This is a genomic window from Lysobacter antibioticus, from assembly GCF_001442535.1.
GTDB lineage: Bacteria > Pseudomonadota > Gammaproteobacteria > Xanthomonadales > Xanthomonadaceae > Lysobacter > Lysobacter antibioticus.
Window position 1 is genome coordinate 3820925 of the sequence record NZ_CP013141.1, and the last position, 23392, is coordinate 3844316.

Consider the following 23392-nt stretch of genomic DNA (forward strand, 5'->3'; position numbering starts at 1 on the left):
CGAGTCGGAAGGCGCGCGGACTACGCGCGCCGAGCCACTCTAAGGCCGATGCTGCGCTGCTCCGGAACGGCTGCAATCGTATTCATTGCCGCGTTCCGTGATCGCCGGCGCGGCTCGCGGCGATGTTCAGGAGGATGTTTAGGGGGATGTTTGGGGGGATGTTTGGGGGGACGCGGCGAGTATTTGGATCGCGGCGGAGAATTTCGGCCCGCGCGCCAACAACCGCAGCCGGCGCGGACAGCGCTGCAGCCATTCGCGCAACGCCCGCCATTCGCCTTCGCGCCAGGCCGGGTATACGCCGGATTCGTTCCAGTCGCACAACTCGTCGAACACCAACACCGTGCCGGGCACGATGCGTTCGTCCATCAAGGTCAGCACGGTGACCGTGGACTCGTACAGATCGCAGTCGATGTGCAGCAGCGCCGCGGGGCCGGGATGCGCGGCCAGCCAGGCCGGCAGGCTGGCGCCGAATTCGCCGCGCCACAACCGCGCATTCGCCGGCACGTCGGGCAGGGCGCCGGTATCGAAATGGCCGGCGGGATAGACGCTGTCGGCGCTGCGTTGCCAGGGAATCGGCAAGCCGCTGAAGGTGTCGAAGCCGTGCACGCTGCGTTCGGGCAGGGCCTTGGCCAGGGCGCTGAGCGAACGCCCGCGGAACACGCCGAACTCCATCACATGACCGCTCGGGCAGTGCGCCCTGGTCACTGCGAGCAGACTGTCGAGGTCGGTCTTGTGCGGTACCGGCAAGGCGCGAAACGCGGCGATGTCGAGCGCGGCGCCGGCGTCGACGATCGGCGCCGCCGCCGCGATCGCCGGAGCGGCCTTCGGCGCCGCATGCGCGCCACGATCGAGGCTGGCAATGTCGGCGCTGCGCGGTCGCTCCCAGTTGATCTCTTCGATGCGGCCGTCGAACCCCTGTTGCACCGGCAACGGAAAAAACGCTGCGAGGCGTTCGATGTCGCCGATATCATGGCGCAGCGCGGGCAGTTCGGCCTTGCGCACCCGCACGATCAACGAGATGTTGTAGCCGTAGACCTTGAGGCGCGCCTCGCGGCAATCGATGCCGGCGACGATCAGGTTGTACAGCAAAAGCCCGGCGTTCCACACCGTCAGATGGCCGCCGACGATGTAGGGCCGTGCCGGCGGTACGGTGATCGCGAGCAAGCCGCCGGGGGCGACGAAGCTCACCAGCCGCTGCAGGAACTGGCCGACGTTGGCTTGATGTTCGAGCGCATGCGAGCACCAGACCAGGTCGTAGCGCTCGTCGCTGGCGAAGTCCTCGAAATCGCCGACGAAGTCCGGGCGGTAGGCGCCGTAGGACTCGAACGAGATCGTGGTGACGCGCTTGCCGTGCCTGGCGAGGTGACGCGCCTGCAGGCCGTCGCCGCAGCCGACATCGAGCACGCTGTCGAACTCGTACTGCGCCAGCAGCAGGGTCAGGGCCTGGTCGCCCAGCCACGGCGGCGGAGGCCCTTTCTTCTTGCCGGCCTTGCGCGGCTTGGCGCGGGCCAGTGGGGTCGGTTTCGGCTGCGGCTTCGGCTTCGGTTTCGGCGGCGCGACGACGGCGCGGAGCGGATGCGTCTTCATGCCACGGCTCGCTCGCCGCCGGTCGCCAGCGCGACCGCCAACTGCAGATTGGCTTCCACCCAGGCCGCCATGCCGAACTCCGGGCATTGCGGCGGCAAGACCAGGCGCCGCGCTCGCCAACGACTGCGTTGCGCGAGCACCGCGTCGATTGCCGTGGCCATCGTGTCGATGTCGTCGACGAGGTGGCCGCAGCGACCGTCGCCGAGCAATTGCTCGGCCCAGCCGACCCGGGTGGCGACCACCGGCACGCCGGCGCGCACCGCATCGAACAAGGGCCAGGGACCGCAGTCGCTGGCACTGGTGACGACCACGCCATCGAAGCGGCCGATCCATTCGGCGCAGCGCGACAGGGGGCATTGCGATAGGCCCATGACAGTGCAGTCGATGCCGGCGCGGCGCAGGCTCGCGGCGGCGGCATCGAGACGTTCGCCGACCAGCTTGATGCGCACCGGCGACGTCGCTCGTTGCACCGCGGCGATGAATTCGGTCAAACCGCTGATGTCGCGACCTTGTTGGTTCGCCGGCCGGCCGACCCAGGCCAGTACCGGCACGGCGTCCTCGTTCGGCGGCGCCGGCGCGGCCTCGCTCCAGCCGACCGGCCGCACGATCCACTGTCGCTTCGACAGATCGATGCCGCTCGCGGCCAGGATCGCCTGCTGATCGGGATGGGCAAGCACGAGGCCGCCGCAGCGGGCGACCTCGGCACGCGCGCCGCCGCGCCGATAAGCCTCGGCGCCGCTCATGTCGTGCAACTGCACCACGCTGCGCATCGGGTCGGGGCTGCGCGCGGCTTCGCGGGCGCGCAGGAATATCCAGGCCTCGGCCTGGGGCAAGGGCTTTTGTGTGGCGGCGACGCGATAGCCGGGCGGCGCGGCCGCGGCGAGAGCTTGCTTCCAATGCTCGAACAGCCAGCCCTTGTTCTCGGCGACGACGTTGAGGGTCGGCAACGAGGGTGCCGGCATCGGCGCGGCTTTGCGAGCGGCGGAGCGGGGCAGGACGCGCGGAATCACCGTGCCGGTCGGCGCCAGCGGCCGTTCGCGCAGGGCCAGTTCGAGCAGACCGGCGACGCGCTGCGGGTCGGCGGCTTCGCCCAGGCTGCATTGGTGCGCGATCAGATGCTGCGCATAGGCGCGGCGACAGGCGATGCCGTCGGCGCTGGCCGCGCTTTCGGCGAGCAGCGCCCAATCGCGCGGCGCTTCGGTGAGGAAGGGTTTGATCGCGCCGCTGCGCGGCCAGACGTTGCGGCCCAGCACGATCGCCGGCACGTTCCAGAGCAGGCCGTCGTGGGCGACGTTGCTGTTGAGGGTGAGGATGCCACAGCAGGCGCCGCTGCGCAGCATCTCGTGGATGTTGCCGCGGGTCTGCGGCCACAACAGGTCGTGCTTGCGGCGCAGTTGCAGGCGCAGATGACGATTGCGGGTGCGCGCGTCGGCCGGGTGTTGCTTGAAGATCACCGGCCACGGTGGGTCGAGCCGGCTGACGTGATCGATCAGGGCCTGCATGGTCCGCAGCGACGAAGGCGCATGACGGATGATGTTGGTGTCCGACTCGATCTGCAGCGGCACCAGCAGGAACTGCGGTGGCAGGTCGATGCGGTGTTCGCGGTTGGCCTGCATGTACTGGTAATAGCCGCTGAAACCGGTCGACTTGATCGCCGCGAGCCGTTGCTCGAGTGCGGCGTCCTGCTCGGCGCTCAAGGGCTGCCCATCCCAGACGAAGGGCGCGGCATGCGAATCGGCATTGATGCCGCGCGGACTGATCTGGTAGTCGGCGCGCGGCAGCCAACCGTGCTCGCAGAACAAGGCCGGGCCCAACAGGCTGTGGCCGCGTCCGTTCCAGACGATCGACAGCACGCGCGGATTGCGCGCGGTCGCACGCGGATCGCGGCTGACGGTATGGCCGAGCGCGGCGACCGAAACGGCGAGGGTCTCGAACAGATCGCCGACCAGGCCGGCGGTGCGTCTTTCGATCGCGACTTTCATGGCGGGGTTCCTTGCGGGCGCGCGGGGTCTGGCGGATGTCGGCCGCGGGATCGGTGTCGTGGTCGGTGCGGGCAGACGGTGCAGGGTGGCGGGATCGCGGCTCCACTCGCCCTGCGCGTCGATCTGCGCTCGCGGCAACGAGTTCAGCCGGCTGATCGAGCTGAGATTGAGCAGTTCGATGCCGCGCCGCCCGAGCGCCGCGGCCAATTTGCCGTACTGGCCGTCGATTTCCTTGAGCCGGGCGGCGAGGGCATGACGGCCGGTCGCGGCGAAGAAATGATCGTCGGTGAAGTCCACGCCGATCAGGCCGATCCGCCGCGCCCCCATGTAGGCGGCCAGGCAGACCGCGACATAGGGCGAGTTCTGGGTGTAATGCAGCGCATCGTCGGCGCCGGTCTCGGTGCCGGCGTACTGGCCGAGCCGGAACCGCACCACCGGCGGCCGCACCCGCCCGAGTTCGAGCTGGGTGAATAGCGCCTGCGCATTGGACTGCTCGACGTAGCCGAAGCGGTCGTGCTTGAACTGTTGGCGCGGATTGAGCACGACCAGATAGGTCGGGTCGAACAGCCGGCCGACGTCGTTGACGCCGATGCTGACGAAGCGCTGCGGCTGCGGCAGGTGCAGCAGAGAGGGGCCGCAGCCGCAGACGACGATGTCGGCGCCGTCGTGGCGCGAACGGTAGGCATCGAGACGGACGCCTATGCAGGCTTTGGCGGCAAGGGGCTTCATCCGGCCACCACCCACACGACGGTGACGTTCTTGGCGCCCTTGTCGCGCAGCACGCCGACCAGATAGTCCTTGGTGTCGTCGGTCGGTTCGCGCGGAGCGATGAAGTAGTAAGTGATGGGCGTATCGGGTCCGTACTTGGCGAGCAGATTGGTCACCGTCTTGAAGTACTGGTCGATCTTGTGCATCGCGAACTTGTCGGGCTTGCCGGTCGCGTCGGTCTTGTGGAAGTCCTCGACTACGGTGAATTCGAACAAGATGACTTGGGCCACCGCCTTCGGTGTTCCCGGCGGGGTCAAAATTTCTGCGGTCGCATCGGGTCGGTTGTCGAAGGGCTCCCCAGCGACCAGATTCTTTTCGTAGTTCAAACGTGCTTCATATTGAGCAGACGACATCTTGCTGAACTGATCCTTGGGCACGATGACCGCGCCGACGCGCTTCTCGATCTTGATCAACATCAGTTTGTCGACGAATTTCTTCGCCGCGGCTGCCCATTTCTTGCCTCTGTCCACGGCGGCCGTTTTGGCGCGGCTTAGGAGTCCCTTGACGTTCGGATCCTTGACGTTGACCTTGACGATCTTGAGAACGCCCGATCCCTTGTGAGCGCCCTTGTGCTCCCGCTTCGGGCTCGCGACATAGGCATAGTTCCAGTTTTCCTTGTCGTCCACTACGGTCAGGGATTTGAGGATCTTGTGCGCCCCCTTGACCTTGGCGGCGACGGCCTTGGCGTCCTTCTCTTCGATACGCTGTTTCTTGCTGCGTGCCTGGGTCTCGCTGGTGAGCATCTTGAGCGCGGCGGCGACGGCCTTCTTGTGCTCCTCGCTGCCTTCGGCCGGGGGTTCGCCCTTCTTCCCGGTCAGCTTCCCGAACAGCTTCTTGATGTAGGCGACCGCCTTCTTGATCGCCTTGTCGATGGCCTGGTCGACCTTGGTCTGGACCTTGGTGATGAAGCCCTTGATCTTGGCGCTGATGCCGCCCAGGCCGATCAACGCGGCGAGGAAGCCGATCAGGATCGGCACGGCGTTGCCGAGGGCTTGTTCGACCTTGCTGATCGCGCCGCCGATCGAGCCGGTGGCGATGGCGTGGATCGAGTTGATGACCGACTCGACGAATTCCATGATCTGCGCGGCGCGCTCGACCACGAACATCACCACGTTGACGATCATCATGATCGCCTGGATGATCGCGCCGGCCGGGTTGAACATCGACACGACCTTGGCCACCGCCTTCTTGACGATGGTGGTGACGATCCAGTCCTGGATCGCGCCGATCACCATGTCCTTGAGGTTGGACAGGTCGCCCTTGATCTGCTCCCACAGCGCGGCCGGGCCGCCGCCGATCAGGGTCTGCAGATAGCTCACCAGCTTCTCGATCACCGCCACCGCGGTCGGGCCGAGCAGCTTGACCGCCTTGGCTCGCATGCGGTCGTAGGTGATGCCCAGCACGCCAAGCACCATCTTCAGGATCGACACTACCGTCAGGTCGCTCGGTATCTCGATGCCGGTGCCGGCCAACGCGCCGAACAGCCACTTGATGAAACCGCGCTTGAGGTGGCCGAGGATATTGCCGGCGAAGGCCGAGAAGCCGCCCTTGACCGCCGAAATCAGGTTGGACAGGAAGCCGCCCGGGTTGTCGAGGATCAGGTCGATGGTGTCCGCGCCCTTGCGCAGGATGGCCATGAGCTTGTCCTTGAATTCCATCAGCGCCTTGGCGACCTCGGCGATCTTCTCCTTGGCCTGAGTGACCAGGCCCTTGTTGGAATCCTGGATCGCCTTGAGCGCTTCGTCGGCCTTGTCGAAGGCTTCCTTGTACTTCTGCGCCAGGCCTTCGGCCAGCGCCTGCTTCTTGTCCTCGATGCCGGACTTGAGTTCGTTGAACTTGTCGGCGTACTCGGCGGTGAGCTGGGCGCCGCGAGCGCGCACGCCCGGCGACAGCGCCGCCTGCGCGGTGGCGATCTTGGCCTGGGCCTGGGCGACGTCGTTCTTGGCCGCAGCCAGCTCGCGTTCGACCAGGTTGGCGACCTTGACCGCCAGCGCGTCCATCGCCGCGGTGAACAGATTGCGCCCGGCCTCGTAGAAGCGGTTGACCTCCGGCGGCAGGTCGAGAATCTGGTCCTTGATCCACAGCAGCGAGCCGCCGGGCATCAGCAGATAGCGTTTGAGTTTGTAATCGAACAGTGCGTCTTCGACATAACTCTTCATGCGCGCCAGGGCGGCGTCGGTGCCCTGGTCGAAGATCGTGTTGACCGAGGTCTCCAGGTTCTCCAGACGCTTGTCGACCGCGGCCTTGGCGGTGTTGAAGGTGGCGACGACGAAATTGCTGAACTTGCTCAGTTCCAGCTCTTCGCGCGCCTTCTGCTGTTCCTGCTTCGACAGCACCTTGGTCTTGCTGCCGCCCTTGACCGAGAGCAGGCTGCTGACGCCCTTGCCGGCGACCGCCTTGGCCTGGCCGGTGGCCTTGGCCAGGGTCGCGCCTTCCTTGCCTCGGTACCTGCCGGGCCCGGCATCGGAATCCTTCTGCACCGCTTTCTCGGCGGTCATCACCGCCGAAAAGCGCGGGTCGCTTGCGTTCTTCAGGCGGGTGTCGGTCTGCTTGGTGGCCTTCTTGGCATCGGCGACTTCGGTCTTGCCTTCTTCCAGCGAGATTTCGGCGGCGGGTTTCGGCGCCGGCATCGCCGCGGCGGCGTCGACCTGCGGCGGCGGCACGCCGGGCTCGGGCGGAATCGGCGTGACCGGCTTGGCCGGGACGCCGGCTTCCGACGGCGGCGCGTTCGAGGTCTGCTGCAGGTCGCCGGTGGCGGCCTGTTTCTGGTTGCCGACTTCGCCCTTGAGCGAGCCTTTGATCTCGTTGCCCGTGCCGCCCTTCATGAACTTCTCGGTGTCGCCGAGCGTCTTGGGCATGACCTTGGCGATTTCGGCGCGCAGGATCGACAGGAAACTCGCGGTCTCCGGTTTCGGCGTCTCGGCCTCTTCGAGCTGGTCGACCTGCTTGGCGCGCGCGCCCGCGGCCTTCTCGTTGGCCGGGCCCTTGGCGGCCTTGCCGGATTCGTCGGACTTGCGCGACGGCGGCGGATGTTGCTTGAGCTTGCGGCTGTCGGCGTTGAGTTTGTCGACCACGCGCTTGTAGCGCGGGTCGTTGCGCGGGTTGGCCCGTTTGGCGACGCGCGCGACGGCCATGGTCAGTGTCCGGGACCGCCGCGCGGCGGATCGAGCGCGCGCATCGGGCAGTTCGCGCCGATCTTGCGGTATTCGCGGGTCAGCGCCGCCTGCAGGTGCACCGCGGCGATGGCGTTGCCGCTCTGCAGGGCGAGCAGGCGCGCGTGCATGACCACGTTGCGCCACTGGCCGCCGCTTAGCGCGCAGCGGCTGGCGGCGTCCTGCAACCAGCTTTCGTCGCAGGCGTCGCTGCCCAGGTGCAAGCGCAGGATCTCGTAGCGTCGCCAGGCATCCGGGGCGCGGAAGTTCACCACCACGTCCATGCGCCGTGCGAAGGCGCGGTCGATGCGGTCGGCGGCATTGCTGGTGACCAGCAGGATGCCTTCGAAGGACTCGATGCGCTGCAGCAGGAAATTGGTCTCGAGGTTGGCGTAGCGGTCGTGCGAGGAGCCGACCTCGGTGCGGTTGGCCATCAGCGCATCGCCTTCGTCGAGCAGCAGCACCACGTCGAGTTCTTCCGCCGCGCTCAAGGCATGGTCGAGGTTCTTCTCGGTTTCGCCAAGGTATTTGTTGACCGTGGCCGACAGGTCGATGCGATAGACGTCCTTGCCGAGCTCGGCCGCCAGCAGGCGCGCGGCCAGGGTCTTGCCGGTGCCGCTGGCGCCGGCGAACAGGGCGCGCACGCCGACCCCGTGCATCGCCACCTCGGCCGACCCGCTTGCGAGCGGTTCGCGCCAACGGCAGCGCGTCGCCAGTGCGTCGATCTCTTCGCGGGTGGCGTCGTCGACGATCAGGTCGTCGAGCGAGCCGGCCGCTTGCAGGCGCGTGGCCAGAGTTTCCAGGCGCGCGGTCTGCAGGCTGCGGCAGGCGCGGCGCAGGTCGTCGTGTTGCGGACGCTCGCGCTGGGCGAGGCGTGCGAACGCGTTCGCCGCCGCCGCGACCTGGCGCACGTGGCCGCTGGACAGGCGCATGCGCCCGGACAGGTCGGCCAGGGTCTCGACCGATTGCTCGGGCAGGCAGCACGACCAATGGCGTTGCCGTTGCGCCGGGCCGGGCAGCGGCAGTTCGATGTCGAGCATCGGCCGGCGGTCTTCGCAGGCCCACGCGCCGTGACGGCCGGTGACCACGAACAAGGGCGTGTCGACCAGCGGCAGCGGTGCCAGGCGCCGGGTTTCGCCGGGCGAGGAATCGGCTTCGACGACCGGCAGCGCGTCGAGCATCGCCGCCAGGGTGCCGAACAGACGCCAGCGCGTTTCGTCTTCGAACACCGCTTCGCTGGCGATCAGCAGGTCTTTGTCGAGGGCGTGGGCGAGTGCGCCGGCGAGGGTCTTGCGGCCGTTGTGGATCGGGCCGCGGATCAACAGCGCCGGTGCGCTCGCGCCGGTGCGCAGGGCGTCGAGGATGGCCTGGCCGTCGAGGGTGGCGACCGGGGCGATGTAGTCGCTCAACTGCGGCAGTTGCGCGTGGGCGACATGGCGCAGCCAGCGCGTCGAACTGAGTTCGCCGCGCAGGCCGTCCCACACCGCCAGGGTCACGCTCGGGGTCCAGTCCGGACGCGGCGCTTCCGGATTGGACAACTGCACCAGGCCGTGTTCGATCAGACTTTGCAGCGACTTGCGCACTTGGTCGATGCGGTCGTCGCCGTCGCCGCGGTCGCGCCACCAGGCCATCAGCAGGCCGAAGCTCGGCCGGTTGTCGCGCCGCTGCGCCTGCTCGAACACCAGGCCGAAACGCGGGTCTTCCTCGATCAGGCCGACCGCCAGCAGCAGCTCGACGTCGAGCGGGTTCAAGCCGGCGCGGCGCAGGGCCAACAACGGCAAGCGCTGCGCCTGCGCTTCGGCGCGGCCTTCCCATTCGCTCAAGGCGGCTTTCCAGCGGTTCGACAAGGACGGGCCGGCGGCGATTTCGCGCTCGATCTCTTCGAGGTAATCGGCGAGGAAGGGGTAGGCCTGCACGGCGTCGTCGATGTCGCCGTCGGTGCAAGCCTCGGCGATGCTCGCGATCACCCCGTACAGCGCCAGCTTGAGGTGTGCCGGCGCGGTGAACGGCGTTTCGGCGAAGGCGATGGCGCTCGGAGCGAGGAAGGCGTTCATGCGCGGCCCTCAGACGAATCGGAACCGGACGCTGCGGCCGGCGGCCGGAATCCAGCCGGGATCGCGGTCGAGCCCGGCCAGGCGCAGACATAAGGGCAGCGTATCCAGCGACAGGCGCACCTCGACGTCGACCAGGTTGCAATGCAGTTGCGCTCGATGACGACAGACGAGGGTGGGGATATCGCCGTGGTCGACGGCGAGCGCGCGCGCCAGGCGCGCTTCCAGGTAGCTGAGCAGGTAATGCAGCCAGCGGCGGTTGCGTTGGCGCGGCGAGGGCGGCGGCAGGTCCGGCATGCGAACGAGCCTGGCCGCCTCCAGCCCAGCGCATTCCGCGCACCAGTCGGCGGCCTGCGCGGCCGGAGTCGATGCGGTGCGACGCGGCAAATCGGCGAGCACGAAGCCCTGCGGGTGCCACAGCCGCAAGCGTCGCGTACCGGCGTGGTAGGCGACCGTGTCGACCGCATCCCAAGGCTGCAGCCACGCCTCGTCGATGGTCCAGTCGAGCGGTGCGACGAAGTCGTATGCGGGCGCTTGCTGCGGTTCGCGGCCGGCCAGGTCGGCCAACAGCCGCCACAGCGGGTCGCGGCGAAATTCCGCGCCGAACCAGGCCTCGCCGATCAGCGCCAGCCAGTTCCATGGCGACAAGGCCAGGCCGCGCGCACGCGGCATGCTGAAATCGCCGTACAACTCCAGCGCCAAGGCGGCGTTGAGCAGGTACAGCAGACCGCCGTAGTCGCTGTCGACCTGCATGCCGCCAGTGTTGAAGGTCGTCTGCGGCGTGGTCCCGGGCGGTGCCGGTTCGACGTCGCTGGCGGCCTCGAGTCGAGCAGGCTCCGTGGCGGTCGCAGGTGCGAGCGTTTCGCTCGCGGCCGCCGCATTCGCGATCACGAAGGCCGTGTGGTCGGTACCGGCCACGGATTGCGCTGCAACCAGCGCTGGCGACAGCTTGCGTTTGCCGCGCTCGGCTGCCGGTTCGTTGTTCGGCGGCGTCGATGAATCGCACATGGGCGGCGTCGGTGCATCCGATACGATGCGCGCGGCGTCCGCGGTCGCGGCTGGGATGGCGCGCACGGACGATGCGATCGTTGCGCCCGTAGCCGTCGGTGCAGCGAGCGGGGTCGTGGCGCCGGGTTGCGAGTTCGACGCGGCTGTTGAGTGCGGCGCCGGCAACAGCGACTTCATCGGCGCCGCCGCCGTGCGCGATTGCGTCCACCTCGTTACCGCATCGGCGAAGGACGCGCTGCGCAGCCAGCCCGGTTCGCGCAGCGCGGCCAGGGCGAAGGCGAGCAGGCGCAGTGTGGTCGGCCGCAGTGCTGCGTTGCGCAGTTCGGGTAGCGCGGCGAGCAGGCGGGTGTCGTCGCGACGCGATGCCGGCGTGCGGCTGCTTGCGTCTGGCTCGGACCGAACGCCTGCATCGGCCCCGGGCGGACGATGCGATGCCTCGGACGGATCCGAAGCGACGCTCGTCAGGACGGCTGCGGCCTTCGCAGACTCGGGGGTGGCAGCGAACGCCAGGGCGAGCGGTGCGTCGTAATCCCGTGCCAGCGCCGTCAGGGCGCGCCTCGCATCGCCGTCGTGCAAGCGCGACAGCCAGGCCGCGGCGTCGCCGTTGGGTGCCAGCAGATTCAGCGTGGTCGCCACCTGTTGGCCGTGGCCGAGTAACTGCTCGCGCAGCCACTCGTCGACCGCGGCTCGGCCCAGCACGGTGCGCCACCACCAACGCTGCGAGACGTGGCCGCGCAACCAGTCCCGGATCAGGCAGGCGGCCAGTTCGCCTTCGTCGAACCAGACCGCGTCGGCGCTTGCCGCGCCGTCGTCGCGCCAAGGGCGTTTCGCGTAGCGTTGCTGCTCGCGCAGGGCTTGCGCCACGCGCGGGCCGAAGGCGGCCATGGAATGAGGCCCGGTCTGCAGCTTGCGCACCAGCAACAGTGCGTTCGGCGGCAGCTCGCTCAGGCTCCAATCGACCGCGGCCAAAGCCCGCTCCAGGCCCTGCCGGGCCCGCAGCGTGTCGCGCTCCGCACTGCGCAGCCTGACGCTGCGCAGTTGGTTCGAATCGCATCGCGAGTCGATTCGGAGCATGCGGGCCTCGGCGGGTCGCGGCGTCTACTTGCGCCGCAACAACAAGAACAGCACCAGCAACAACAGAATCAGGATCAGCCACCACCAGCGCTTCCACCACGGCTCGTGCGTGGGCGGTTCGGTGCCGGTGCTCAGGCTCGACAGCGGGCCGTCGCGCAGGACCTGGTCGGCGAATACGATGCTGACCTTGGGGTCGTCGCCGGGGGCGAGTCCGCCCACCTTGATCGTGTACTCGCCGGTAAGGCCGTTGTCGGTCGGCGCGCCGGCGATCGTGCCGGCATCGATCTTGACGTTGAAGCCGCCTTCATGGCCGGGGCCGACGTAGTTGCCGAACTTGTCGCGCGGGGTAATCACGATCACCGCATTGGCGCTGCGTGGTTCGCGCTGCACGCGCACCGCCGAATCCTTCGCGGTCGGGATCACCGGCACCTGGCGCTCGGCGAGGTCGCGGCGGCGGATCGTACCGGTGCGCGGGTCGTTCCAGTCGTACTCGATGCGGATGCGGTAACGGCCGCCGACGTTGGTGGCGTCGAACTTGCCTTCGTAGCGGCCATTGCCGACATGCTTGAGTTCGATCGCATCGCCGACCGGCTTGGGTTCGATTTTATCCAGCAGGCCGGCGGTGCGGATCAGCTGGTCGAGCTTCATCGACAGCGGCGAGGTGTCGTTGCGGACCTCGCCGTCGATCGGCTTGGCGCCGGCGTCGTGCAGCAGGGTGCCAAGGTTGGCGCCGGGGCGTTCGATGATCGCGCGCACGGCGCCGGCCGGCAGGTCGGCGAGCGGGCCGTGCTCCCAGCCGATTTCGGCGACGACGCCGATCGGGCTGGCGGTGCCGAGGCGCGGGGTTTCGGTGACGCGCGCGCCCAGGCGGCTTTCCACGCCGTAGGCCGACAACTGGTACTTCAGGCCGGCGGTGCCGAATTGCCGCACGGTCACCTTCCAGTCGCCGGCCGGACCGGCCTGGGGAATGTTGACGGTGGCGACGCGGAAGTTCGGTCCGCTGGCGTTCTGAATGGCGGTGGTCATGTTGCCGTCGGGGCGGCGGATCTCCAGCCCCGCTTCACGGGCGCTGCCCTCCCAGCTCAGCACGAAAGTGACGCGGGTCAGCGAGGGGTCGACGATGAAGTCGAACGGCGTCGACGCCGGCGTGCCGGCGGCCAGATCGCCGAGCGTGCGATCCAGCAGCGACACCGTACCGCCCTTGAGGTGAGTCACCAGGTTGTCGACGAAGCTGTTGTCCATCGCCACGCCGTTGTTCGGGAACGCCGAACGGCCGGCGGTTTCGCCGGAGATTTCGTCGAGCAGTTCGGCGCTCGCGGCCATGCCGCCTTCGCCGAGGCCGATGGTGAAGATCGGGCCGCGCGGCAGCACATCGCGAGCGAGGATGCCGCCGTTCAAGGTCAGCAGCGCGCTGCTCGGCATTGCGGCGGCGACCGCGCATTTGTCGAGATAAGTGGTGCCCGGCGGCTTGCCCGGATAGGGCTTTTCGACCGGCGCCAACACCTCGCCCTGGCGCGAGATGCACGGTGGGTTGTTCTGCTCGCCGTCGGTGAACAGCACGACGGCGGTATCGCCGACCAGTTGTTCGACCGGTGCCAGACGCGCGCGTCCCATGGTGGTGCCGGCACCGATCGAGGTGCCGCCGATGTAGGTGTTGTCGACCAGGCCGGCCGCGACCGGCGCGGCCCAGGGCGCGGCGATGGCGCCGCGTTGCTTGAAGAAGTTGAGGCCGTCGAGCGGCGATTCGACCGCGGTGCCGCCGAACAGGACCATGCCGAGCCTATCGTCGGCATGGCCTTCGGAGGAGATCGTCGCCGGCGGCGGTGGCGCGCCGACCGCGTCCCAGACCGAGGCGAACAACTGCACCGAGGACTTCAAGCGGTCCCAGCGCTTGTCCGGCGAACCGGGAATGACCCAGTCCATGCTCGGCGACTTGTCGAGCACCAGCACGATATTGAGCGGCAGGCGGCCGAGATAGGCGACGCCGCCGCCGGAAATCGAGGGCCGGCTGGTCGGCACCCGCACATAGGCCACGTCGCAGGACGCATCCGACGGCGCCATGAAGCTGGTGATGCGATAGCCCCTGCCGGCGCCGAAGGTAAAACCGGTCAGTTCCAGGGTGATCGACAAGCCGGCCGGGGTGATGGTCGGCGCGCAGAAATTACCCGGGAACACGCTCTTGTAGGTGATGTCGAGGCGGGCGCGCTGAGTGCCGCTGATGCGCGTCACCGTGGCGATGTCGCCGGTCGGGCTGACCCCGACCGCCTTGCAGGCGACGCCGGCGCAACCGGCGTCGGCGACCGCGATGCTGGTGCCGTCGACGGAGATCGTCGATCCGCCGCCGATCGAGGCGGCATCGAACTCGATCGCCGACATGGCGGTCTGCATGGTCGGCGGGCTGGGCCCGCGCGAAGGCACCTGCAAGGTCAGGGTCTGGGCCCACGCGGCGGACGAGCCGATCGCCAGCAGTCCGCCGAGCAACCAAGACGCGGCGCGGGGAAAACGCATAGGACGTGTCATGCGTGTCATGGAACTCTCCTGGTTCAGGCGCCCACTACGTTGAAGGTGCCGGTGTATGCGATGTCGCTGAAGCCGGGGACCGAAACGATCACGGTCGCCGCAACCACGGGGCCTTGCGGTATGTCGGGGAAGTTGGGCACGGTGGCGACGATGGTGGTCGCGTTGGCGCTGACGATCGCCGCGGTGGTGCCGCGTATGCGCACTTGCGCGGCCGCGGTGAAATTGGTGCCGGTGATGGTGATGTTGTTGCCTTCGAGCTGGGCGGCCGGCGTGACGTTGGTGATCGTGGGCTGCGCCGCCACCGGTGCGGTGACGGTGATCTGGGTCGTCGCCGGCGTGCCGTTCGGCGTCACGATGCGGATGGTGACGCCGGCCAGGGGCGGTGCGCCGCCGGTCGCGGGCGCGCCGGGAATGCCGGCCGGCACGACCACGAGCAGGCGCCGGGTCGGATCGACCGGGTCGGGATTCACCGAGGCCGCCGGCACGTTGTTGAAGGTCACCGTGTTCTGCGCCGCGGTGGCGCTGAAATTGGTGCCGACGATCGCCAGCGGCGTGTTCACCGCGAAGCTGGTCGAGGCCACGCCGCTGACGGTTTCGGTGCGCGAGATGGTCGGCGGCTGATTGCCCGGATTCGGCACGCTGCCGGCGGCGCGCGACACCACCAGGTTGATCGGCGTGCCCGGCGCCACGCGCATCTGCGCCGGCGGGCTCTGGTTGAGCACCACCAGGTTGGCGTTGGCGGCGGCGAGCGGGTCGACCGCGGCGCCGGCGACATCGAGGGTAAAGCCGAGGGTGAGCTGGCGCCCGGGTTGCAGCAGGATCGCGCGGGCCTCGCTCAACAGCGAGCCGAACAGGTTCGGCACCGTTTGCGTACCGCCTCCGGGGCCGCCGCCCTGCAATTGCGCGAGCGCATCCAGGATCGCGTTGATCAGGTCCGATGACATCACATCGCCGGGCTGTACCTGTGAGGGAAGTGCCATGGAAGTTCTCCTGAGTGCTGTCTATGGGGCGCCGCAGCAGCCGGCCAGGTTGCTGTAGTCCAGGCGCGCCATGTCGAACCGCGCGACCGCGATGTCGGGGAGTTGTCCGCTTGCGAAGACCAGCATCGTTTGCACCGGTTCGCCTTCGCGCGAGGCTTTGACGTTCTGCCAGGGCCGATACACCCAGACGAACTCTTTCTGGTTCACGTCGGTCGGCGTCGAGGCCAGGGCCTGCGCCTGCAGGGCGCCGAGCAAGCGCGCGTCGATGAAAGGCGTGCTCTGCCCGGAACCCGGCGCGGGCCGGCGCACGATGCCGGTGAAGAAGGTGGTGTCGGAAAAACCGCGCAGCGACAGACTGTGCAGCGGCACGATCCCGAACGGCGGCAGGTAGCGGAAGTACTGGGTCGCTATCAAGGCCGAGGGCGCCGCCGACGCGGCGAGCAGATCGGCCAGGTGCTGCTGGAACTGCGCGCACATCGCATGCGTCTCGACCAGGCGGTGGGCGCGCGCCTGGAATGCGAACGAGGACAGTTCGGCCGGATCGAGCGGGTTGCGCTGGAAGGCATAGCCCGACAAGGCATCGGGTTCGAGCAGGCGCCGCCGCACCGCCCAGGTATCGACGAAGTTCAAGCCGGCGCTGGTCCAGTAGACCAGTGCGAGCGGCACGTCGCAGTCGCTGAGCGCGCTGTCGCGCAGTTCGTCGATCAGACCGTAGTTCGGCGGGTCGTTCTGCCAAGGATCGAGCGTGTTGCTGTCGCGGGCCTCGATGCCGAAGCAGCGATACGCCAGGCGGTTGCGGAATTGCGACGAGGACGGGTCGAGGTCGGCGAAGCGCAGTGGATTCAGCGCAAGCAGACGGAACTGCACGCCGTCGACGGTGGCGTCGGTGTTGCAGCGCACGTTGCTCGGGTCCAAACCGTTAGTCGGGGCGCGGCCTTCACTGGTTTGCGCCGGTGCGATGGTCAGCACGTAGACGCCGGCGCCGGCGACGTAGACGCCGTCGGCGAGCGGATTGCAGTTGGCGAACACGCAGTCGCAGGCCGCGGCCTCGCCGGCATCGAAACGCCGGGTGAGGGCGACGCTGGTGTCGGCGGTCAGGCACAGGGTCTGGCCGGCGCGATTGACCGCCAGCCCGGCGCGCACCCGCAACACCGGTGCGTTGACCTGGTCGAGGTCGGCGTCGCGTGCGGCTTCCAGGCCGAAGGCGACGCCGTCGCCGAGCGCCAGCCCGAGCCGTGCGTCGGCCTCGCGGCGAGCGACCTGCTCGCGGCTCAGGTCCTTGCTGGTGAGCAGGCGCCCGTTGAAGAAGTTGACGCTGCGGATACCGCCTTCTTTGACGGGTTGTTGCAGCTGCAGGACGTTGTCGAGAGTGCTCATGGCGGCCTCATGCGGTCCCGATCGAATGCCATTGCCCGGCGCCGTCGGCGACCAGGGTGACGGCCTTTTTCTTCTTGACCGAGAACTCGGGCAGGCCGTCGATGCCGTCGCCGACCAGGGTGTCGGCGAACACGGTCAGCGCGCCGACGTCGAGGTTCTTGATCACGTAGGTGCGCCCCGCGATCATCGGCACCGAGGCCGGCAAGGTCAGGGCGAGCTTGGCGGCGGTGCGGCCGATCACCAGGTACTGGCTGTCGTCGAGCGTCATGTCCTGCTCGGAGAATTGGATCGGCACCTGCATCGGCGAGATCGCCATCGGCGCGTCGAACTCCAGCGGCATCGGCCCGCCGAACGCGGCTCCTGCGTCGTCGCCAGTGCCGGCGCAATCGCAACCGCACAGCGCCCATTCCTGCAGCAGGCGCAGATGGGCGAGGAAGGGCCTGGCGCTTTCGTCGATGCGCAGACTGGCCGGACTGCCGTCGACCTGCCAGGCGCCGCTCGGCGAACCCCCGACCCAGACCACTTCGAAACTGATCCGCGCCAGCAGCATGCAATCGCCGTCCGGGTATTGCGGGCGATGGCAGCGCATGGCCATCCACAGCGGCCGCAGCTCGGTAACCCAGAAGCGGAAGGCGGTGCGCAGGAACTCGCATTGTTGTTCGCGCGCGAGGCTCAGCCGCGGCGAACCGAGATCGAACAGATAATCGCCGAGGGTCGCGAACGAGGCCGGCGGCGACAGTGGCGGCGACATGGTCTGAGCATCGAGCCAGGGCTGCACGGCGCCGCGCATCGCCTCGAGCCAAGCGTCGGGATCGGCGATCTGCGGCGGGCTGGCGTCCAGCACGCTGACGTTGCGGCGCAGCCAGCGCACGAAATCGCGCAGCGCGTCTTCTTCGACCTGGGCCGGCGCGTGCTGGCGCAGTTCCAGACGGAAGTCGTCGGCGACGCGCGAGGGTTTCATCAACTCGTCTTCGGACCGGCACGGCTCGCCGGGAATCGGCACGGGCCGGGTCTTGCAGTCGGCGTAGCACAGGGTCAGGTACAACGAGATCTCGCCCGAGCCCACCGCGGGCGGGGACAGCGGCGGCGACAGCGGTGGCGACAACGGCGGCGAGCCGGGGTCGAGCATCCGGTTCACCAGCGCGGCGTTGTCGGGTTTGGCCAGCCAGCGGTTCAGCACCGCGCACTGGTCGGCCGCCACGCACACCAGCTTGCCGCTGGGCACCAGCGCCGAACCGGCGGCGACGTGCAGGCGCGGCCCCTCGCTGCCGTCGTTCTCGAATTGGATGCGCAGCCCGCTCAGCGTGCCGTAGCCGACCGCGTCGCGCGCCAGCCATTGGTCGCGTCCGGCCAGGTAGGCGAACTCCTGGGTGAAGTCGTCTACGCCGAGCACCATGCCGCGCTCGTAATTGACATGCTGCGTAGGGTCTGCGGGCAGGCCCGTCAGCGTGGTCACCGGTTCGTTGCAGCAGCCCATGATTCGCTCCTGGAGACTTGGCGGCTCAGCATTCGAGCGACAGCCGGTCGCGCCCTTGATGGCGCGGCGCACCGCCGACGAAGCTGGCTCCGAGGTAGGCGCGGCCCACCACGGCATCGGGGATCAGCTCGCTTGCGCGGCTGCCGGCACCCAACTGTGTATCGAGCCCGAGCCGCGCCTCGCCGACGCGGTTGAAGGCCCAGTAGAAGCGCACGTCGAACACGGTGTGCGCGGGTTTTTCCAGTTCGACGATGCGCCGCGCGAGTCCGAGGCATTCGTCGAGGCGGTAGGGATCGGCGATCACGCTCGCCACCGGCAGCAACACCGAGAAGCGGTGCGCGGTGCGGTGCATCGCCAGCAACTGGCGCTCGAACTGCAGCCAGTCGGTCTGCGCGGCGGGGCTCGCCGGCAGACGGTCGGGCAACGGCACCTGTTCGAACTCGGGCCAGGCGCTCAGGTGCGCACTGCGCAGGCGTTCGATGCGGCGATAGCGCCGGGCCAGGAAGTCGTGCCACAGCTTGCGTTCGCGGGCACCGTCGGCGCGCGCGCAGAACTCCTGCCAATCCTGGTTGGCGGCTTCGCGTGCGGACGGCGCGCTCGGCAGCAGGATCTGTGCGACCTGCGCGTAGGCGCTGGCGTGCGCGAGATTCAAGGCTGGCAGACTGCCGTAACGCGACAGCAGGAAGCCCTGCCAACGAACGCGGTCGGCGGCGCCGACGCTGGGCACGAAACCCAGATGGGCCGAACAGAACGCGCTCCATTCCTGCGCCGCATCGGAATGCGCGGCGGTGTTCGGCGGCGGCGCCAGCGAGAACGGCGTCATCTGCTGCACCGCCGATGCCGTGCCTTGCAGCCAGGCGGCGTAGCGATCGACCAGGCCGGCATTGCCCTCGGCCGGCGTCCACAGACTCTGCAACACCACGTTGCGCAGGCCGTCTTCCGAGGCAGCGCTGCCGAGCGCGGCATCGGCGACCAGAGTCTCGACCAGGCGCGTTTGATAGGACTCGACGATACGGATACGACCCGCGCCTTCGTCGTCCGGATCGGGGCCGTCGAACATGGCCGCATCGAAGCCGGGCTCGAAGGCCAGGGTCAGGGCGACGCGCAGGCCGTGCACGGTGCCGCGCCAGCGGAAGAAATCCATGGCGTGGCGGACCAGCAAGCGATGACGGCGTTCGTCCCAGGACGGGTCCAGGGCCAGGTCGAACCAGCCGGCGAGCCAGGCCAGCGCGTCCTGCGGCACCGTGCGTGCATCGAACAAGGACTGCACGTTGGCGACGCGGTCCTCGATCTGGGTCAGGGTGCTTTCGCAATTGGCCAGCCAGCGTTCGAGGAAATCGCCGTTGGCGCTGTCTTCGCGATACAACGCCGGCAGGAAACGCTGCGGATAGGAGAAGCGCGGCGACCACACGCGCAGGGCGCGCAGGCGCGGCGTGGCGGTGCCGTTGCGGCCGACCAGGGTCACGCGCAGTTGCAGATAGCGGCCGTGCGCTTGCTGCAGCAGCAATTCCCAGGTGCCGGCGCCGGCTTCGCGGCGGGTCGTGCGTGCGGCTTCGCGACGCAGCCAGGGCAGTTCCGGGCCGCTCGCGCGCAGGCGCGGCACCGGTTCGCGCAGCCAGCTGCCGATGACTTGCGCATCCGCCGCCGGTTGCGCTTCGCCGTCGAACCAACCGCTGAGTTCGTCGCCGGCGCGGCTTTCGATGGTGATCGCGGTGTCCGGCGGTATCGCCGCATCGAGCAGCAGCTTGTCCCAGACCGTGCCGAGCTCGTTGCTGTCGAACACCGGCGTCACGAATACCGCCTGCGCCGCATAGCGTTGCCGGTGCTGCTGCACTACCGGGGTCCAGCGCGGCAGGCTCAGGCCGCAGTCGTAGTGGGCCTTGCCCGCGACCGAGATCAGGGCGCGGCCGCCATAGCGGCGCAGCGGGTACAGCTCGGCCGGCGCGCGCAAGGCGAACTGCCCGTCGCTGTCGACCACTTCGAAGGCGTGGACCTGGTTGCCGACTTCGCTGGCGATGAACAAGCGCGCTGGCGCCGGCTCGGAGGCCGCGGCGGAGGCATGACCGAGGCCGCTGGCATAGACCATGTCGTGGGCGAGCGCGGGCAGGGCATCGAGCCATTGCGAGGCATCGGCCGACCAGGCCGAACCCTCGCGGCGCAGCCGCACCACGCGCGAGCGTTGCAGCGGCGCGTCGCTGTCGAGCACCAGCACGGTGGCCGCGCCGGTGGATTCGATCGCGATCGGATCGAGCAAGGGCGCGCTCAGCGCCGCCAGGTCGAGGCCGGCCGGGAACTGCACCGCCGCTTGCTCGCGCAGCGGCCCGGAATGCGGTTGGAAGTCGTCGACGACCGCTGCGCTCAACGGCAGCGCGGTCTGTCCGCGGTTGACCACGGCCAGGGTGCAATCGAGTTCCCACAAGCGCCGATGCAGGCGATCCAGCACCCAAGCGCCGCCGCCATGGCGCGGGCACAGGTCGAAGGGCTCGAACGGCACCGCTGCCGGCCAGCCGGTTTCCAGCGGCGGACCGCCGGAGATCAGGTCGAAACTCATCAGGCCGCGCAGGTCGCCGCGCGCGAACGCCGCGACGAGGTAGTCGTCTTCGGTGACGACCACGGCGAGGTAGCGGTCGGCGGCGCGCGCCTGCGCGGCCTGATGGGTCTCGAAGGCGAGACGTCGCTCGCTGCGGGTCTGCGCGCAGTCGGCCGGGTCGGCCGGCCAGAACGGCGCTTCGCTGCCGCCTTCGGTCGAGGCCACCCGCAGGGACGCAGCATCGTCGGCCACGCGATAGACGTTGCCGTGGCGATCGGCGGCGGCCGGGCGGCGTGCGTCCAGGCTCAGCGGCGTTTCGCCGAGCGTCGCCGGCAGTTCGATCGCTTGCGGCTGCAGGGTGATTTCGCTACGCGACGGGTCCCATCCGGGCAGGGTCGCCGGCGGGATCGGCATCGGGCTGGCGAACACCTCCCACCAGAACGCCAGCGGCTGCGCGACGGCGGCGTCGTTGAAGCCGGACTCGTTAAAGTCGGCGGTCGTGCAACGCGCCCAGTCGTCGCGTCCGTACAGCATCTGGAAGCGGGCGCCGTTGACGTTCATCAGCAGGTCTCCGGCACGACCGGCACCGGCAACAGCGGCGTGGTCGAGCCCGTCGAACCGCCGCCGCTGGCGTTGCCGCCGCCACCGCGCAGGGCATCCAGCGACATGGCTTCGCCGGCGACGACCGAAATGCCGAGGATGCGCGGCAGCTCCAGCCCGCTCATCTCGACCACGTCGCTGGCGCTGAGCTCGCCCTCGGCGAGCAACACGTCGGCGACCGAGGTCACGCCGGCCACGCGCGCGACTTCGGCCAGCAACACGCGGCTGGCGACGGCGGTGCGCAGCGGCCAGCCGCGTGCCGGGTCGGCGCCGCGCGGGGTGAACAAGGCGGCGTTGCGCGGCATCGTGCCGGCCGGGCCGATCGGCGCCAGTACTTCGCGCAGGCGGCGCTTGACGTCGTCGACGACCTGGGCGATGGCATAACCGGCGGCGGCCTCGATGCCGACCGAGATCCAGATGCCTTTGTAGTCGGCGCCGCGGACGACCAGTTCGGTGGTGACCAGGCGGCGCGGGTCGAGATGGCGGCACAGCGCGTTGAGGAACAAACGGTCGGCGCGCGGCGCATCGGGTTGGGTCGGGTCGGAGCGCGGGATCGCCATCAGCGTGACCACGCCGGGCGCCGAGCCGGGTTCGTTCGGCGACAGGTCCGGATGGAAGGCCGGCAACACCTCGATGCGGCCGATCTGCACGCCGGGCGCGCGGTAGGCGACCGACTCGAAGTCGTCGATGCTGACCATGCGGTCGCGATGCTGCAGATGCCGGCGCACTTGTTTCTCGCCGGTGTCGACCGATTCGGCGTCGGCGCCGCCCCAGGTCTGCACCGGGTTGAGCACGGCGAAGCCGGACGGCAGTTGCGGGGCGTTGTCGATCTTGCCTTCGGCGACGTTGCCCTGCGCGCCGAGACAGAATTCATACGCGGCGAACACGCGCGCACCGAGCGGCAGGCGGCGCCCGCGCAGGCCGTCGCCGAAGCGTAGTTCGCCGGCTTCCGGATCGAGTTCGAACACCTCGGTGGGACCGGTGTCGATGCAAGCCAGCTCGCGCGCGCTCGAACGCGGATCGGATACCGGCACTTCCGGCGCGGCCGCGGCCAGGTCGTCGATCTCGCTCCAACGTCTCGGTGCGGCTGCACCGACCCGGGTCGATACGCTGACCGAATGGCGCAGCACCGGCCGACGCGACAGTCGCCGCACTTGATCGGGCCGGCCGTCGCCGTCGGCGAGCGGTTCGGCGGCGATGCGCTGGATCTGCCGCACCGGCGTGGCGTTGATGCCGGCCCAGCGCATCCGCGCCTGCGCCGCGCCGTCGGCGCGCACGCGCAGCCAGGTGATCACGCGCCCGGCCAGGGCCGCGTCGTCGAGGGTCGGCGGCATGTCGCCGACGCCGCCTTCGAGCGGGTCGATATCCTGCCAGACCTTCAGTTGCGCGGCCGGCGGCAGTGCGAGCTGCACTACGCCCGGCACCGACAGCAGATCGACTTCGGTGCGCGGTTCGAGTTGGCGATAGCTCGGCGCAGGACGGTCGCCGGCGTCGCGCGGCACGCGGCCGTCGGCCGGCACGCTCGGCAATTCGAAGCGCAGCAGTTGCCGGCTTTGGGCGTTGCCGGCCGGCAACAGTTGCGCGCCGACTGCATCCAGCGCCGGCACCAGACCAAGGGTCAGGGTGCGGCCGCCGAGCGCATCGCGCACCGACTTCCACGGGTCGTCGGGCTCGCCGGGCGCATCGGTCTTGCGCGCCAGCAGGGCGATCCACAGCGAGCGGTCGACGGTGTCGGCATTGAGGTCGACGCTGTCGACGACCTTGCGATCCAGCGCCAGGGTCTTGTACAGCTGCACCTCGGACGGGAATGGCAGTTGATAGGACGCGTACAGCAGCCGGTAGTAATCCAGCAGTTCCTGCGAGGGATCGTCGAGGCGGCGCTTGAAGTACACCCGCGCCTCGACCGGCAACACATCCAGCCCGAGTTGGGTGCGGAACGGCACTGAGCCGGCGCGCACTTCCAGGTCGGCCGGCAAGGTTTCGACCTTGGGCAGGCCGCGCTCGTTGGCGATCGCCACCAGGCCTTGCGCGGCGCTCGCGCTGGCCAGGGGAATGCGCAGCATCTGCAGGAACTTGAGGCGGTTGCGCTCCGGGGTCAGGTTGGCGCGGTACAGCAGGTTCTCGGTGAGGAAGGAGAACAGCTGCACCAGGGTCACGCCCGGGTCGCTCTGGTTGAAGTTGGTCCACTCCGGCGTGTGCACGCTCGCCCGCGCCAGCGTGTCTTCCACCAGCTGGGCGAAGCGGCGATCGTCGATGGGCGGGGGCGTCAGCGGCATGGGTGCGGGC

Annotated in this window: 11 protein-coding genes; all 11 read right to left on the reverse strand. The window is 69.0% G+C overall.

Going from position 1 to position 23392, the window contains the following annotated elements; all coding sequences use genetic code 11:
* Positions 1-138 precede the first annotated feature (138 nt).
* The 11 genes from GLA29479_RS15505 to GLA29479_RS15555 are packed head-to-tail and all read right to left on the reverse strand — an operon-like array spanning position 139 to position 23382.
* Positions 139-1587, reverse strand: coding sequence for a methyltransferase domain-containing protein (locus GLA29479_RS15505; RefSeq protein WP_057972104.1), 1449 nt, complete (start codon positions 1585-1587; stop codon positions 139-141).
* Positions 1584-4298: a glycosyltransferase gene (locus GLA29479_RS15510; protein ID WP_057972105.1), complete on the reverse strand. Its 2715-nt coding sequence runs from the start codon at positions 4296-4298 to the stop codon at positions 1584-1586. The genes GLA29479_RS15505 and GLA29479_RS15510 overlap by 4 nt, the downstream gene beginning before the upstream one ends.
* Positions 4295-7471, reverse strand: a complete 3177-nt coding sequence (locus GLA29479_RS15515) for a phage tail protein (RefSeq protein WP_057972106.1) — start codon at positions 7469-7471, stop codon at positions 4295-4297. Before GLA29479_RS15515 ends, GLA29479_RS15510 begins: the two co-directional genes overlap by 4 nt.
* A gap of 2 nt (positions 7472-7473) precedes the next feature.
* A complete protein-coding gene (locus GLA29479_RS15520) occupies positions 7474-9543 on the reverse strand; it encodes an ATP-binding protein (RefSeq protein ID WP_057972107.1) in 2070 nt (689 codons plus the stop codon).
* Positions 9544-9552: 9 nt separating this feature from the next.
* On the reverse strand, positions 9553-11622 hold the full coding sequence (locus GLA29479_RS15525) for a hypothetical protein (protein WP_057972108.1): 2070 nt from the start codon (positions 11620-11622) through the stop codon (positions 9553-9555).
* Between the two features lie 24 nt (positions 11623-11646).
* Positions 11647-14130, reverse strand: a complete 2484-nt coding sequence (locus tag GLA29479_RS15530) for a vWA domain-containing protein (protein ID WP_057972109.1) — start codon at positions 14128-14130, stop codon at positions 11647-11649.
* A 35-nt stretch (positions 14131-14165) separates the two neighbouring features.
* Positions 14166-15122: an IPT/TIG domain-containing protein gene (locus GLA29479_RS15535; RefSeq protein WP_082638715.1), complete on the reverse strand. Its 957-nt coding sequence runs from the start codon at positions 15120-15122 to the stop codon at positions 14166-14168.
* 21 nt (positions 15123-15143) lie between these two features.
* Entirely contained in the window at positions 15144-16499 is a 1356-nt protein-coding gene (locus GLA29479_RS15540) for a hypothetical protein (protein WP_057972111.1), read from the reverse strand.
* A 7-nt stretch (positions 16500-16506) separates the two neighbouring features.
* A complete protein-coding gene (locus tag GLA29479_RS15545) occupies positions 16507-17976 on the reverse strand; it encodes a hypothetical protein (protein WP_057972112.1) in 1470 nt (489 codons plus the stop codon).
* A gap of 25 nt (positions 17977-18001) precedes the next feature.
* Positions 18002-21067 carry a phage tail protein gene (locus tag GLA29479_RS15550; protein ID WP_057918053.1) on the reverse strand — a complete coding sequence of 1022 codons (3066 nt, stop codon included), beginning with the start codon at positions 21065-21067 and terminating at the stop codon, positions 18002-18004.
* Entirely contained in the window at positions 21067-23382 is a 2316-nt protein-coding gene (locus GLA29479_RS15555) for a baseplate J/gp47 family protein (RefSeq protein WP_057918052.1), read from the reverse strand. The genes GLA29479_RS15550 and GLA29479_RS15555 overlap by 1 nt, the downstream gene beginning before the upstream one ends.
* Positions 23383-23392: the final 10 nt, after the last annotated feature.

Coding starts and splice junctions, on each gene's coding strand:
- GLA29479_RS15535 (WP_082638715.1), bottom strand. CDS start 15,122: ATGGCACTTCCCTCACAGGTACAGCCCGGCGATGTGATGTCATCGGAC.
- GLA29479_RS15515 (WP_057972106.1), bottom strand. CDS start 7,471: ATGGCCGTCGCGCGCGTCGCCAAACGGGCCAACCCGCGCAACGACCCG.
- GLA29479_RS15520 (WP_057972107.1), bottom strand. CDS start 9,543: ATGAACGCCTTCCTCGCTCCGAGCGCCATCGCCTTCGCCGAAACGCCG.
- GLA29479_RS15555 (WP_057918052.1), bottom strand. CDS start 23,382: ATGCCGCTGACGCCCCCGCCCATCGACGATCGCCGCTTCGCCCAGCTG.
- GLA29479_RS15505 (WP_057972104.1), bottom strand. CDS start 1,587: ATGAAGACGCATCCGCTCCGCGCCGTCGTCGCGCCGCCGAAACCGAAG.
- GLA29479_RS15510 (WP_057972105.1), bottom strand. CDS start 4,298: ATGAAGCCCCTTGCCGCCAAAGCCTGCATAGGCGTCCGTCTCGATGCC.
- GLA29479_RS15540 (WP_057972111.1), bottom strand. CDS start 16,499: ATGAGCACTCTCGACAACGTCCTGCAGCTGCAACAACCCGTCAAAGAA.
- GLA29479_RS15530 (WP_057972109.1), bottom strand. CDS start 14,130: ATGCGTTTTCCCCGCGCCGCGTCTTGGTTGCTCGGCGGACTGCTGGCG.
- GLA29479_RS15525 (WP_057972108.1), bottom strand. CDS start 11,622: ATGCTCCGAATCGACTCGCGATGCGATTCGAACCAACTGCGCAGCGTC.
- GLA29479_RS15545 (WP_057972112.1), bottom strand. CDS start 17,976: ATGGGCTGCTGCAACGAACCGGTGACCACGCTGACGGGCCTGCCCGCA.
- GLA29479_RS15550 (WP_057918053.1), bottom strand. CDS start 21,067: ATGAACGTCAACGGCGCCCGCTTCCAGATGCTGTACGGACGCGACGAC.